This is a genomic window from Leptolyngbya sp. FACHB-711 (assembly GCF_014695615.1).
GTDB lineage: Bacteria > Cyanobacteriota > Cyanobacteriia > Elainellales > Elainellaceae > Leptolyngbya_A.
Genome location: NZ_JACJOR010000400.1, coordinates 1 through 14,995 on the forward strand (window position 1 = coordinate 1; position 14,995 = coordinate 14,995).

General features: G+C 48.5%; 13 protein-coding genes. 12 read left to right on the top strand and 1 reads right to left on the bottom strand.

What is annotated here, in order from left to right; translation table 11 throughout:
• The 4 genes from H6F80_RS16945 to H6F80_RS31385 form a co-directional block, all read left to right on the top strand.
• Positions 1-677: hypothetical protein (locus tag H6F80_RS16945; RefSeq protein WP_206755084.1), on the top strand; the 677-nt coding region annotated here is incomplete at its 5' end.
• A 416-nt stretch (positions 678-1,093) separates the two neighbouring features.
• Positions 1,094-2,119 carry a DNA cytosine methyltransferase gene (locus H6F80_RS16950; RefSeq protein WP_190792703.1) on the top strand — a complete coding sequence of 342 codons (1,026 nt, stop codon included), beginning with the start codon at positions 1,094-1,096 and terminating at the stop codon, positions 2,117-2,119.
• A complete protein-coding gene (locus tag H6F80_RS16955; RefSeq protein WP_190792704.1) occupies positions 2,116-3,849 on the top strand; it encodes an ATP-dependent nuclease in 1,734 nt (577 codons plus the stop codon). Before H6F80_RS16950 ends, H6F80_RS16955 begins: the two co-directional genes overlap by 4 nt.
• A 195-nt stretch (positions 3,850-4,044) precedes the next feature.
• Positions 4,045-4,485 (top strand): class I SAM-dependent methyltransferase, encoded by a 441-nt coding sequence (locus tag H6F80_RS31385; protein ID WP_242067414.1) that lies wholly within the window; start codon positions 4,045-4,047, stop codon positions 4,483-4,485.
• A 397-nt stretch (positions 4,486-4,882) separates the two neighbouring features.
• Here H6F80_RS31385 and H6F80_RS16965 read toward each other — a convergent pair whose 3' ends face one another.
• Positions 4,883-5,029, bottom strand: coding sequence for a hypothetical protein (locus tag H6F80_RS16965; RefSeq protein ID WP_190792705.1), 147 nt, complete (start codon positions 5,027-5,029; stop codon positions 4,883-4,885).
• A gap of 8 nt (positions 5,030-5,037) precedes the next feature.
• Between H6F80_RS16965 and carA the strand changes: the two genes are divergently transcribed.
• The 8 genes from carA to H6F80_RS17005 all read left to right on the top strand — a co-directional run bounded on the left by carA (position 5,038) and on the right by H6F80_RS17005 (position 14,973).
• Entirely contained in the window at positions 5,038-6,195 is a 1,158-nt protein-coding gene (carA, locus tag H6F80_RS16970) for a glutamine-hydrolyzing carbamoyl-phosphate synthase small subunit (protein ID WP_190792706.1), read from the top strand.
• Between the two features lie 37 nt (positions 6,196-6,232).
• Positions 6,233-7,192: a bestrophin family protein gene (locus H6F80_RS16975; RefSeq protein WP_190792707.1), complete on the top strand. Its 960-nt coding sequence runs from the start codon at positions 6,233-6,235 to the stop codon at positions 7,190-7,192.
• 276 nt (positions 7,193-7,468) lie between these two features.
• Positions 7,469-8,023 carry a DNA starvation/stress protection protein DpsA gene (gene dpsA / locus H6F80_RS16980; protein ID WP_190792708.1) on the top strand — a complete coding sequence of 185 codons (555 nt, stop codon included), beginning with the start codon at positions 7,469-7,471 and terminating at the stop codon, positions 8,021-8,023.
• Positions 8,024-8,838: 815 nt separating this feature from the next.
• Positions 8,839-10,131, top strand: a complete 1,293-nt coding sequence (locus tag H6F80_RS16985) for a BMP family lipoprotein (RefSeq protein ID WP_242067415.1) — start codon at positions 8,839-8,841, stop codon at positions 10,129-10,131.
• Between the two features lie 97 nt (positions 10,132-10,228).
• Complete coding sequence (locus H6F80_RS16990; RefSeq protein ID WP_190792709.1) at positions 10,229-11,773, top strand: ABC transporter ATP-binding protein; 1,545 nt, start codon at positions 10,229-10,231, stop codon at positions 11,771-11,773.
• Between the two features lie 17 nt (positions 11,774-11,790).
• Positions 11,791-12,834 (top strand): ABC transporter permease, encoded by a 1,044-nt coding sequence (locus H6F80_RS16995; RefSeq protein WP_190792710.1) that lies wholly within the window; start codon positions 11,791-11,793, stop codon positions 12,832-12,834.
• A 120-nt stretch (positions 12,835-12,954) separates the two neighbouring features.
• Positions 12,955-13,947, top strand: a complete 993-nt coding sequence (locus H6F80_RS17000; protein WP_190792711.1) for an ABC transporter permease — start codon at positions 12,955-12,957, stop codon at positions 13,945-13,947.
• A 24-nt stretch (positions 13,948-13,971) separates the two neighbouring features.
• Entirely contained in the window at positions 13,972-14,973 is a 1,002-nt protein-coding gene (locus H6F80_RS17005; protein ID WP_190792712.1) for an aromatic ring-hydroxylating dioxygenase subunit alpha, read from the top strand.
• The last annotated feature ends 22 nt before the right edge of the window (positions 14,974-14,995 follow it).

Below are 14,995 nucleotides of genomic sequence, written 5' to 3' on the forward strand. Positions count from 1 at the left end.
GTGGGAGATACCCACCCTGTTCGCTCAAAATGTTCTGGTTTTCCCCAAAAATTCGGCGCCTTAAGCCCATTTGGGTACCATCTGATTTTGACGCTGATAAAGAAGAAGAACGAAAACTTGTTGGAGAGATAGTTAAATCTCAAATTATTGAGGACATTTTATTTAACGTAGTATTTGGTCGTATCAGTGCAGAGAATGTTGATCTTTTTCTTAATGTATCAGGAACATTTGGTCTAAATCTTGCAATCCTTTATGATATTGCTACTCAAGGATTTGTAAATATCTCGACTCTACAGAAAAGGCTCGGTATTAGTGCTAGTTCAATCCGAGAAAAGCTCTCTCTGATGGTTGGAATAGGTTTTATTGAGTCACCATCAGCGGTACTTCTCTACAATGAAACTCCGAAAGGAAAAGTTTTTCTAGATATTGTAAGCCGTATTGTTCAGGAATACCCTCTACTTAGCTCCGAAATGTTCTATATATTAACTAAGTTAGACTGTATGCCTGTCTCAGAAGAGTTAGTAATTAGCAACTCAGAGGTCGTGCCGAAACAAAAATTTATCACTTTGATGAGAACAATCTATTACGCTTCAAAAAATTGGAGTATTGATTTTTCTGAAATTGATTACTCTCAAAAAGTTATTCTTCCAATTTCAGAGGCTTACAAAGCAACATGATGGGTAAATAAGCCACCTAACAAGTCGCTATACCAAAACGCCGTAAGCTGTCGGTTGAGTCTCTGGGGCTAACTGTGTCTAGTGAGCTTGGTCGTTAGCCTGCTGGGTTATTTTGTAGGGACTGTTCCCCTCAGTAATTTGTTGAGCCTAAAAGCAAAACTACTGTGAATTTATTGTAGAGGCCACTTAGTTTGGATAGCCATTATTTAGAGTATGAATATATTATGTACAAATGAGATTTAATAAAGTTCTGTAACAAGTTTGGGCGTCTACTGTTTTGCAGGTTATCTTCTTGCAATAAAATTCATTATTATGCTACGTGTTCTGAATTAATCCATCCCCATAGAAGAGCTTGCATACTCAATGGCAAGCTGGGTATTGCAAATGATACTTAACTGTTGAGCCATCACAAAGTAATGAAGTTGCTAACATCTATCGATCTTTTTGCTGGTGCAGGAGGACTTAGCTATGGACTTGTAGAAGAGGGATTTCAAATAGTTGCTGCGGTAGAGATTGATCCAGTATCAGCAAAAAGTTATAGCCTTAACCATCAAGGAACAAATCTCATAGTCGATGATATTCGTCGGGTAAGAGGTCCTCAAATTCTCAAGCATGCAGGGATTTCTCGTGGTGAATTGGACTTATTAACTGGATGCCCACCATGTCAAGCTTTTTCAACACTTCGTACACGCCGCCGAAAGCAACAGGTAAATGATCCAAGTAAAGAACTCATTATTGAGATGCTACGGTTGGTACGCTCAATACGACCTCGTGCGGTTATCGTAGAAAACGTTCCTGGTTTGGCAAATGACAATCACTTTGCTAGTTTTCGCCTCGGCTTAAAACAAGCAGGATATCAATCTACGTATGCAGTCCTTAATGCATCTGATTTTGGCGTGCCACAGCGACGTAAGCGATTAATTCTTGTTGCATTGAGGGGAAAAGAAATTCCCCTAAGTTGGTCAAGCCATCGCTGCGAGCGCAGAACTGTTAGAAACGCTATCGGTCATCTAGCACCACCAGGAACTAGTGGAGATATACTCCATGATATTCCTGAGAGGCGAACACCAACTATGATTGCGAGAATCAAAGCAACTCCTAAAAATGGTGGTAGTCGTCGCGATATTTCTCCTGAGTTACAATGTGCCTGCCATACTCGCACTGATGGATTTAAGGATGTCTATGGTCGAATGGCATGGGATGATGTCGCGCCGACTATCACTAGTGGATGTAATAATCCCTCCAGAGGACGCTTTCTTCATCCTGAAGAGGATAGAGCTATCACACTTCGGGAAGCTGCACTATTACAAACATTTCCCCAAAGTTATCAGTTTTGCTTTGATCGAGGCAAAGAGCATGTTGCGTGTCAAATTGGGAATGCGTTTCCACCCGATATGATTAGACCAATTGCAAGAATCATCAGCCGTGAGTTGTTGGTATGAGTAAGAACAAACCGGTAGATGACCTTCAAAAAAGCGTCAAAGCTCTTGAAAGCAAAAAGCCTTATATTTGCAGCCTTCGGTTTCCCAATTATCGCAATCTTCATATAGATACTGAATTACCATTTGATTTTCCAATTACAATTTTGCTTGGTCGAAACGGAACAAACAAAAGTTCCATACTTCATGCTCTTTACGGCAGCCCAAGTGGACAGACCATAGCAGATTTTTGGTTTGAAACTGAACTTGACGCAATTCCGTCTGAGCGTAATGGGCGTAAGCAAAGTGTTGTTCATCGATATCGCGACGATACCGGGGAAATTGTCGAATGTATTAAGGCTCGCGCTCCACGAGGACCTAAAGACCCCGATTATTGGGAAGCGGTCAAACACAGTCAAATATATGGCTTTTCTGTTAGTGGTACTCGAATTAGCCCTATTAAACTCAAAGTTATACACCTAGACTTCCGTGGTGAGCTGCCTGCCTTTGATAAATACTTCTACTTTCCTGATCCAAGGCATCTTGAAGAACGCATCCGTTCTGCCAAGGAACGTGGAGTATTACGGAGAGAGTATCGGAAGCAAGACTATCTTAGGCAACGTTCAAAACCATTAAAAAAAGAAATCGAAAAGAGTGGTATCCCACTAATTGGTGATGAGCTAGAAGTATTGAAATACATCCTTGAGCGCGATTACATTAGTGGGAAGGTTCTGAAACACTCACTATTTCATGGACATGAAGGTTGGACAATATTGTTTCAGACAAGTCATTTTAATGGGTACTCAGATGCATTCGCTGGCAGTGGCGAGTCCGCCGCCGCGCTACTCGTACATAATATATTGCAAGCTCCAGAAAAATCCTTGATTCTCTTGGACGAGCCTGAGACATCGCTTCATCCCCGTGCCCAACAACGAATGCTAGAATTCATAGCACATCAGGCTGTTCGGAAATCACTTCAGATTGTTATTGCTACCCATTCTATATATCTTGCAAAAAAACTTCCTCAGAATGCAATTCGGGTGCTCGTTCTTGAACCAGATGGTACTGTAACAGTGAGAACAGATCTCTCAGCAGATGAAGCATTACATGAGATTGATACTCTTCCTGCTGGAAAAACCATTTTGGTTGAAGATGAGCGAGCAAAACACATTGTTGTTTCAGCTTTAAAGCTAGCATCAAGTCACGCATCAAGAGATTTTCAGGTTTTGGTTCGGAAAGGCGGAACTTCACAAATTTATCTTGATATTCAAGCTTATGCAAACTCTGAGAGAAAAGACGTATTTGTTATTTTTGATGGAGATCATAAGCCTACAGAGTATATTCCTGAAGATGGCGCACTACCCCAGGGAGAAAGTGACCTAGATAAATTGATTCAAGAAATTACCCGTGGAAATAATAAAAAAGGGCCCAAGCTCAATTTTGCTGACGTAGATGAAAGGACACGTTACATTCGTTTTTTCAGAAGATCTGTCCATTTTCTTCCTGAACTAACACCTGAGCAGTTAGTTTGGGATGAAGATGCAGCTAAAGAACTTTTGGAACAAGACTTACCGCAAGAAATTTTGCAAGCGCAGGACTTTAAACAACGATTAAGGCTTCTTTCCGAAAGAATTCCTGGTTCTGATCCTGATGTGATCTTTAAGAATCTGTTGACAAAATTATTAAAGAGTAAAAGCCAGCGTCAATCGAAGCTCATGGAAGTTATCCAAAAGATCCGCTCTGACACTGTTTAAGTGATCATTAACAGACGCAGGCTAGCTAATCCCAATGCACCGTAACAAAGTCAAGTAGCCAGTGAGTTGCAAAGGGTATCTATGTCCGGTGATTAGGGTCGTTATACGACTCAGTCCTGAGTAGAGACAGTACACTTCAGTTATTGATGAGATGCAATTGTAGAAATTCGCGCAATCATTTGCTGGAGTAAAGAGATGCAAAAGTGGTACAAGGAAGACCTTGCATACATTCATGATGTTGGTCACAGTGAATATGCTCTCAAATCTGCTCCTGGCATACTCGATATCTTGGAACAAAACAGTATTCGAGAAGGTTTAGTAGTGGACTTGGGATGTGGAAGTGGATTATCAGCCTTAGAGCTTAGCAAGGCTCATTATCGTGTTCTTGGAATTGATATTTCTGAGTCTCTGATTGCAATTGCTCGAACCAGAGTTCCGGGTGCTGAGTTTCGAGTGGAGTCATTGTTTAAGACCAACATCCCGTCTTGCGATGCTGTTGTCTCAATTGGTGAATGTTTCAACTATCTATTTGATACAGATAACAATTGCCACACGCTGACTCAACTCTTCGATCGCATCTACAGCGCATTAACTCCAGGAGGTGTGTTCCTCTTTGATATTGCAGAACCAGGATAGGGGATGCAAGGAAATAAAACTCAGAGTTTTACTGAAGGGAAAGACTGAATAGTTCTTGTTGAGAAGGAGGAGAATCAAGAGCAGTCAATATTGATTCGTCGCATTATCACTTTACGAAAAGTGGGAGAACATTACAGGCGAGATGAAGAAGTACATCATTTACGACTGTACAAGGCGAAAGACATGGCTGAAAAACTTCGTGAGATAGGGTTCCAGATTCCAGTCATGCGTAGTTATGGTCAATATAAACTACCAAAAGCCCATGCTGCCTTTATTGCACATAAATCAAGATGAAATTGCAAATGAGCAAGCGATCGCCGTATAACAACCGTGTTAGAGCGGATTGAAGAAGTCCTGATGTGGTCTCAGAAATTTTTGCAACCGCTTATCTTGGTCATTAGACCGATAGAGCAAGCGATCGCCCCTCACCTTTCTCGCCCGCCTGCTCCTCCGCTCCTCTGCTCCCCACAAATCCTGTAATCCTGACAATTCCCTGTCCCACTCCCACCGATCGCGCTCTAATATAGATAACGCTGACTTTCATGAGAACCTATGCTCTTTTCAGATGCCAAACCTGCCCTGCTTGTCCTTGCGGATGGAACCAGCTTTCAGGGATGGTCGTTTGGGGCGACCGGAACGACGATCGGTGAAGTCGTTTTTAATACGGGCATGACAGGCTATCAGGAAGTGCTGACCGACCCCAGCTACGAGGGGCAGATTGTCACCTTTACTTATCCAGAGCTAGGCAATACCGGAGTAAACCCGGACGACGAAGAATCAATTCGTCCTCATGTGCGGGGGGCGATCGCCAAAAACATCTGTTACCGTCCGAGCAACTGGCGATCGACTGAATCCTTGCCCGACTATCTGAAGCGACATCACATTATTGGAATTTACGGCATTGATACCCGCGCGCTGACGCGCAAGATTCGAGCAACGGGGGCAATGAACGGGGCAATTTCAACCGAAGTGCTTGATCCGGCGGATTTGCTGCTTCAGGTGCAGCGAGCTCCGAGCATGGCAGGTTTGAACTTAGTGCGGGGAGTGACAACGCAAAAAGTCTACGAATGGGCTGACCCAACTGAATCGTCCTGGGAGTTTCGCCCAACGTTAGACAGTGCTACGGGGGAACAGTTGACCGTAGTGGCGATCGACTTTGGCATCAAACGCAACATCCTGCGACGGTTGGCAAGCTACGGGTGTCGAGTGATTGTGGTTCCGGCAGATACGCCGCCAGAGGAAATCCTCAAGTTCAATCCAGACGGAATTTTCCTCTCGAATGGACCGGGCGATCCTGCCGCAGTAACCGAGGGCATCGAGACGGCAAGAGCCTTGCTGGAAAGCGAGAAGCCGATGTTTGGCATTTGTATGGGCCACCAGATTCTCGGTCTATCGCTGGGGGGGGAAACGTTTAAGCTCAAGTTTGGGCATCGCGGCTTAAATCAGCCCTGCGGGTTGCATCAGCGCGTGGAAATTACCAGTCAGAATCACGGATTTGCGATCGACGCAGACTCCCTGCCCAATTCAGACGTAGAAATTACGCATCTGAATTTGAACGATCGTACAGTTGCCGGATTGCGTCACAAGTCGCTGCCGCTGTTCTCGGTACAGTATCACCCGGAAGCCAGCCCTGGTCCCCACGACGCAGATTATTTGTTCGATAACTTTGTGCAGTCCATGCGCGAACATCGCCAGCAAAGGGCAGGATAGGGTAATTCTTGCTTATTTTTAATCCGGTTTCCTGACCATGCATAAAGTTAAGAAAACGCAGCAATCCTGGTTTCGATCGGCGCTGCGGCTGCGAGGATCGGTGATTCCGGCGGTTTTGCCGCGCACCTTAGTGTGTGGACTCTTTGCGATCGGCGTTGTGCTGTTCGATCGATTGGGTTATCCGGTGGGTCTGCCTGTGTTAGCGGGCGTGATTCCAAATGTCGTTCTGGGGCTGATGCTGGTGTTTCGCACCAATACTGCCTACGAGCGGTTTTGGGAGGGACGGAAGCTGTGGGGCAGTCTTGTGAACGCCACTCGCAATTTGGCACGACAAATTTGGGTTTCGGTTATTGAAAAAGATCTGCAAGACCGCCAGAATAAGCAAATTATTTTGTCTTTGCTAGCTGGATTTTCAGTGGCAATGAAGCGGCATCTGAGGCAGGAATCGGTAAATGAGGAGCTAGAAAAATTAGTGCCTCATTCGCAGTACTGCACGCTTAAAACGCTGCATAATCCGCCGCTCGAAATTGCCTTCTGGATTCAGGATTATTTGCAGTATCAATATCAGCGGGAATGCCTGAATGTCTATCAGTTTTCTCAGATGCAGCAGTCGCTCAATGCAATGGTAGATTGTCTGGGAGGCTGCGAACGCATTTTGAAAACGCCCATGCCGCTGGCGTACGGAATTCACCTCAAGCAGGTTTTGCTACTTTATTCCCTGACGCTGCCATTTCAATTTGTGGCAGAGCTGCATGGATGGACAGTGGCGATCGTCATTTTAATTAGCTTCATTATGTTTGGGATCGAGGAAATTGGAATTGAGATTGAAAATCCTTTTGGTCACGACGCAAACGACTTACCGCTCGATAGCATTTGTGCCACCATCCAACAAAACATTGAGGAACTGATGCTGCTGGAGCCAAGCAGCGCCCTGCAAAGAAAGCGGCATATTCCCCCTTTTCTAGAGCAAACTTCTCAGCGTGAAAGCGTGAGTTAACTTTAAGCTCAATCGAATTTGATGTAAGGAAATCGCTCGACGAAAAGGCTGAAGAAGAAGCATCTGCTGTTTGGTAGATAATTACTCCTTGCGAATAATTGCAAATGATTTCTATTAGATTACTGCAAAGTATTTTTTAATAGTTGACGGTTCGATAAACTCTCCTCTAGATTAAAGGCAAAGCAGGAATTATCAATGTTGAATCGTTGATCTTTCCTCACCCGGATAACAGCCAACGATAGCTAGCAGTTCTATCTGCTGAGAGAGGAAACTTATATGGTAACGATCGCATCCGCTATTCAAGCTTTCGACCAGGTTCGGGACAATCCAATCCTGCTGGAGAAAAACGTTACCACAGCGATTTGTGAAGGACTAAATATCACTTTAGCGAGCTTTCAAGCCCTCTATTTGCAATATCAAAAGCATCATTTTGTGGTGGAAGGTGCAGAATTTTATTCGCTGCATCAGTTCTTTGATGAGGCATACGGAAAAGTGCAGGATCACGTTCACGCCATTGGTGAGCGGCTCAACGGTCTGGGCGGCGTTCCAGCAGCAAGCTTCACCAAACTGGCAGAACTCTGCTGCTTCACTGTAGAACCGGACGGCATTTTCTCTTGTCGAGATATGGTTGTCCATGACTTAGCAGCAGAGCAGGCAATCATTGGAGTCATTCGGCAGCAGGCAGCTCAAGCAGAGAGTTTAGGCGATCGAGCCACGCGCCTGCTCTATGAGCAAATCTTGCTGCAAACCGAAGATCGAGCGTTCCACCTGGATCACTTCCTAGCGCATGACAGCCTGACTCCGGCATTTACGCTGGCAAGTGTCAATTAGCCGTTTTTGAGCTAACCTCCCAGAGTAACGCTGCAAGGCGAAGCAGTTCCCCCTTACAGGGATTCCCCTTGTAGATATTTGGTCAAGGGCAACAGTAACTCCTCAAGTCCTTAGCCCAATTCCCCAGGGAAAATAAGTAGAGAAAATAAGCTGTCTCTCCCGTGATGGGATGGGCGGCTTTTTTGTAGAACCGGGATGCTCACACTTCATCCGATCGAGCGACTCATTCAGTTTGTACGACTGTAATTTGAACTACAATTTCCGACTGGGTCAGCAATCATAATGAGGCTGTTTGTTGTGATCACTACCGTTTATTGAAAAGGCAGATTAAGCGATCGAAAGGAATCTCAAAGTTAGGTAATTTCTCGCTTCCACAGATTAAAATTCCTTTGCTGCCAGGTTCTCAACTTTTCGCCTATGATCAGCCTAGTGCCAGCCTAGTGCAGCCTATAATCAACGGGTGATGCATGCGTTTTACGGCGATCGACAACATCGCTTGTCCAAACGTCTGCTGACCGTCAGTTGATTGGGCGAGGCAATTGGGCAGGGTGCTTGGGCAGGGCAATCGGGCAGGATAGTAAAGTTTCGATCGGGGTTTATTAGATTACTTTCCCTAAATCATTCGTAAACAATCTGTGCGTAAACAATCTGTGCGTAAGTTAAGCGTGACCTTTAAACCATCTGCTAAACCATCTGCGAATCCTGCTGCTCTGCTAAAGCGGGTTGAGCATCGTATCCTAAAATTTTTGTAACGAAGTTCTGTTCAATTTCTGCGATTGTGCCATTCGTTGGTTTTTGCGTCTCAAACTAATTCAATGAACAAGATGATTCGCTTGTTAGAGCAAATAGTTTCTCCGGTACGGTTTTATCTGCGTGGGTTCTGGCGCAGCGTTGCGCTGTTTTCCATTACGCTTGGCCTAATTGTCGGCTGCGGTACTTCTTCAAACTCCCCCACGGCAACCACTTCGAGTCCGGCGGCGGATGGTGCAGCGGCGGGGGGCGGTGATCCCTTTACGGTCGGGATGGTGCTGGTGGGTCCGCGCAACGATTCGGGTTGGAACCAGGCACACTACGACGGAATGCAGGAAGTTCTCCAAAGAATGCCCGACCTCAAGTTTGAGTATGTGGATAAGGTCAACCCTGCCGATCGCCCCAACATCACAGGCGCACAGGTTGCTGATGATCTGATTTCTAAAGGCGCAAAAATGGTCATCTTCAACTCGGATGACTTTAAAGACGATGCGCTGGAGACGGCAAAAAAGCATTCTGATGTGGCGGTCGTTCATGCGTCGGGCGACTATGCCTGGAAAGAGGGTCAGAACTTCAAGAATCAGCCGAACCTGGGTAATATCATGGGGCGGATGGAGTACGGCAAAATGATTGCAGGCTGTGCCGCTGCCCTGGGTTCCGAGAGCGGCAAGATCGGCTACGTTGGTCCGTTGATCAACGATGAAACTCGTCGATACACTTCCGCGGCTTATCTGGGCGCAAAGCACTGCTGGGAAAACTATCGCAACAAGGCAGCGGCTGACCTGGATTTCAAAGTCACCTGGATCGGCTTCTGGTTTAACATTCCGGGTAAAACGCTCGACCCGACTAAAGTGGCAGATGACTATTACAACGGCGGCTACGATGTGGTGATGTCGGGAATTGACACGCCCGAAGTGTCTGCCCAGGCGAAGAAAGCGGCGGAGGCAGGCAAAGCCGTGAAGTATGTCCACTACGACTTTAAGGGCGGCTGCGATCTGGCTCCTGATATCTGCTTAGGCGTGCCCTACTACAACTGGGGAATTCCTTATGAGACGGCGATCCAGAAAACGATGGGCGGTGAAATGCCAAGTGAGTTTGTCTGGCTCGGTCCCGACTGGAAGGACATTAACGCCCCAGCCTCGATGATTGGCTTCCTGCCGGGGAACGCGCTAGGCGACCAGAAAGCCTCGCTGGACAAGTTCATTCAGGGCTTGGGCGATGGCAGCATTAACCCGTACAAGGGTCCGATTAAGCTCCAAGACGGCAGCACCTTTGTAGCAGATGGTAAGACGGCAACCGATCAAGAGATTTGGTATATGCCCCAGCTATTAGAGGGAATGGAAGGAGCCAGCAAGTAAATCAGCTCATAATAAAGAAAGGGGGGTCAGACCAATGGCTGATCCCTTTGCCTTTTTTCTGCCGCCTTTCAGGAATTTGCCTCTTCAGGGATTTGCTATGAGAGTTGAACTTCAGGACATCAGCAAGCGGTTCGGCACGGTTCAGGCAAACGATCGCATTTCGCTTACGGTCGAGGCAGGGAGCATCCACGGACTGCTGGGCGAAAACGGTGCGGGAAAAAGTACACTGGTCAAGATTCTCAGCGGCTTTATCACCAAGGATTCCGGTCGATTGCTGCTGGACGGTAGGGAAACCGAGATTCGCACACCCGCCGATGCGATGAAGGTCGGAATCGGAATGCTGCACCAAGATCCGCTCGATTTTCCGCCCCTAAGCGTCCTGGAAAATTTTATGGTGGGCAAGTCGGGCAGTCTGCTAATGGCTCGATCGCAGGTCGTGCGGCAGTTTCGGGAGTTAGCAGCTCAATTTAATTTTGATTTGAATCTCTACGCCAAAGTGGGCAATCTTACCGTCGGCGAACGGCAGCAGCTTGAGATTTTGCGCTTGCTTTCACTGGGCGTGAATACGCTGATTTTGGATGAGCCAACGACTGGCATTTCGGCAGCCCAGAAAGACGCTTTGTTTGCAGCAGCGCGCAAGTTAGCAGACCAGGGTAAATCGGTGATTTTTGTATCGCACAAGCTCGAAGACGTGAATCAGTTGTGCGACCGCCTCACTGTGATGCGTCAGGGTCAGGTGGTGGGAAATTTGCCCGTGCCCTGTGCTGAGGCTGAGCTAATTAACCTGATCTTTGGACATGAACTGGCTCCTCCCGTCAAACCGCCGACCCAGCGAGACCAAATTGCCCTCGATCTGGAAAACGTGATGCTGATCAGCGATCGGCTTCAGATTCGGATCGATCGGCTCACGGTGAATCAGGGCGAGGTCGTTGGCTTAGCCGGGCTCGAAGGCAGCGGTCAACAGCTTTTGCTTCAGCTTTGCGCCGGACTGCTCAAAACGCCTACCGGACAAATTTGCGTTAACGGACAAAACCTCACGCAGCAGCCTTATCCGGCGTATCTGAATGGGGGAATTGGCTACTCGCCCGCCGATCGCCTCCGAGAAGGACTGATTCCGGGTTTAACCATTCAAGAGCACGTTGCCCTGCGGATTCCTGCGAAAAGCTGGTTTATTGATTGGAAAGACATTCTGGACAAAACCCAGCGATCGATCGCCCTGTTTAACATTCGTGGCAAACCGAGCAGCACAGTCGAGCGGCTTTCCGGCGGCAACCAGCAGCGTACCCAGCTTTCGCTTTTACCTGTCCCGCTCAACCTCCTGTTAATGGAACAGCCGACTCGCGGCTTGGATATTGAGTCTACGCTGTGGGTCTGGCAGCAGTTGATTGCCCGATGCGAAGGCGGCACAACGATCTTGTTTACCTCTTCCGATCTCGATGAGATTATGCAGTACAGCGATCGGGTGATTGTATTCAGCAGTGGGAAAATGTCTCAGCCGATTGATGCTTCACAGTTGACAGTCGATCGCCTGGGACAGATGATTGGCGGTCGATTTGATGCGCTGCTCAACGCAGATAGCCCGCCTGATTACCCTACACCGGAAATTGCAAAGCAATCGACCAAGCAAAACGTCATGGGTTAGTTTCCCATCTTCTCGCCATGCCCAAACTTTCTCAATCGACTGTTTATCAAGCCAGCGCGATCGTTTTATCGCTGCTGTTTATTGCCGTTGTCATTGTTCTGGTGGGCGGTTCTCCGATCGAGGTGCTGACGAATATGTTTTCTGGGGCATTTAGCACTTCTGATCAGGTTGCGCGGGTCGTGATGACGCTGGTTCCGCTCGTGCTTTGCACCTGTGGACTGCTGTTTACCTTCACGGCTGGGCTGTATAACCTGGGCATTGAGGGACAGATTTCCTTCGGGGCGATCGCCTCCATGGTTCCGATTCAATTGTTTCAGGATGTGCTGCCGCCGTTTGTGGTGATTGTGCTGGCAATTGGGGCAGGCATTGTGGGCGGGGCATTGTGGGGACTGCTGACAGGCATCCTCAACGTCTACGGGCGCATCAATGAAATCTTTGCCGGACTAGGACTTAACTTTGTCGCCGACGGGCTGGCAATTTATCTGATTTTTGGTCCCTGGAAACGTCCGGGCGTTGCCTCCATGAGCGGCACAGAGCAGTTTAGCGAATCCCTCTGGCTACCTACCTTTGGCAGCACAGGAGCAAGTCCGATCGCCTTAATTCTGGCTCTGCTGGTGCTGGCAGCGACGATCGTGGTCATGCGCGGTACTTACTTCGGGCTGAAGCTCAAAGCGGTGGGTCAAAACCTGCGAGCCTCCTACGTTCTCGGCATCCCATCCATTCAGCAGCTTTTGAGCGCGTTTGCGATTTGCGGAGCCTGTGCCGGACTCGCGGGCGCATTGCAGGTGCTTGCCGTCTTCCATCGCTTGATTCCCACCGTTTCCAGCAATCTGGGCTATTTGTCGCTGCTGATCGCCATGCTCATCGGCTCGAATGCGTGGCTGATTCTCCCGATCGGCTTTTTCTTCAGTGCCCTCAACATTGGCAGCCTTCAACTTCCCCTCGCGCTCGATCTAGAATCCTCTCTCTCCGGCGTCATCCAGGGCACGATCGTTCTCTTCGCCCTCCTAGGACGGGGCTTCAGCCAGCGCAAACAATCGCCTACGCAACCCACAAGCTAACCCAAAAATTTGCGGCGATGGGCACGTCAGGACACCCACTCCACAAGATCCTGAATCCTATTCCCTGCTCCTCCCATTTCCCCGTCCCCTCACCCTTCCACTCATCCCCTCTCTACCCGCATGACTCCTGCCCAAATCATCGCCATTCTCGCCGTCGCGATCGCTACCTCCACGCCCCTGATTTTTGCTGCCGTCGGCGAAACGATTACCGAACGGGCTGGCGTCATCAACCTCTCTGCTGAAGGAACCATTTTGCTTTCAGCCATGGTCGGCTTTGCAGTCGCGAAAACCACTGAAGGACTGGGTACAGTGCCCTGCTTGCTGTTGGGATTTGGGGCGGCGGCGATTACGGGGGCAGCGATCGCGCTCATCGTGGCTTTTGGGGCACTGACGCTTCAGCAATCTCAGGTGGCGATCGGGTTTGTGCTGGCATTGCTCTGTGCTGATTTGTCTTCGTTTTTGGGCAACCCGTTTGTGCGAATTCCGGGTCCGGTTGTGCCCAGTTTCAAGCTGCCGCTGCTGCAAAATATTCCGCTCTTGGGACCGCTTTTGTTTCAAAGCGATTTGCTCGTGTATTGCAGCTATCTGCTGATTATTGGCACGGCGTTTTTCTTTTATCGCACCCGTCCAGGACTGATGCTGAGGGCGATCGGTGAACAGCCTGCGGCGGCGTTTGTGCGCGGAACGAATGTGGTGCTGATGCGCTATCTTTATACCCTGTTGGGCGGCGCGTTGATGGGCATTGCCGGAGCAGCGTTTTCGCTCGACTTCAAAGCGGGCTGGAGTCATCGGCATACCGCAGGCTATGGCTGGATTGTATTGGCGATCGTCATTTTCGGCGGCTGGAATCCGTTACGGGCTGCGTTTGGCTGCTATCTGTTTGGCATTCTCCAATCTTTAGCCAGCGTTGCCCAAAGTGCGTTACCCAACGTTCCCACGCAGGTTCTCACCGTTGCTCCATTTGTATTGATGATTTTATTCCTCGTATTGACTTCGAGTGAATGGCTCGAACGTCTCCTCAAACGTCTTCCGCCTGCTGTCAGTCGATCGATCGGGCAAATGATTCACAGTACGCCGCCTGCCGCCTTGGGACGGGTGTTTCAGCAGGATTAAACAGGGTTAAATAGGAGGAACACGATGCAGCAAACTGTTCAGCAGAAAGCTCTAGCGGATTCTGTGATCTGGAATGACTGGTATGGGGTTGCCCGTTCCGTCGATCTTCAGCCGGGGGTTCTCGTTCCTGTGCGTCTTTTGGATGCCAATGTGGTACTTTGGCGGACTGAATCGGGTGAGGTTTGTGCCTGGGACGATCGCTGTCCCCATCGCAGTGTGCAGCTCTCTCAGGGAAAAATTGTCGATGATCGCGTCATTTGCAGCTATCACGGGTTAGCCTATGCCCCGGACGGTCGATGTGTTGATGTGCCTGCTCATCCAGATTACATTCCGCCCAAGCAAGCCTGCGTTCGCCGCTATGCCGTGCAGGAAAAATATGGACTGGTGTTTGTTTCTCTAGGAGAACCGCAGCAGGAGATTCCCGACTTTGCTGAGTGGCATGATCCGGCGTACGGTCGCGTGATTACTGGACCTCATCCCTGTAGCGCGAACGGCTATCGGGCAATCGAAAACTTCCTCGACGTGGCGCATTTCTCCTTTGTGCATGAGGGCATTTTGGGCAGCCGCGAAAAGCCGGAAGTGGGAGATTACCAGGTGACGATCGATCAGTCTGGCGTGTGGCTCCACGACATTCGCTACTGGCAGCCCGACCCCGATGGTACAGGGCAGGGTGCGTTTGTGCAGTATGACTACTGGGCACTGCGTCCACTCGTTGCCGTGCTGCGAAAGACAATGCCAAATGGACATTTGCTCAATATTTTCTACTTTGTTACACCGGTCAGCGAAGTTGAGATGATTGGCTGGATGTGCCTCACGTTCAACTTCAAAGAAGAAATGGATGAAGCTGCCGCCCAAGCATTTCAGGAAAAAGTTTTTGCTCAAGATGGTGCAAATCTGGAATCCCACTCGCCTCAACAATTGCCGCTCTATACCCCGCAGCTCGAATTTCATTTGCCCTGCGATCGAGGGTCGCTTGCCTATCGCAAATGGCTCAAACAGTTAGGCGTTACTTATGGCACGATCTGATCTAATAACGTATTAATTTGAG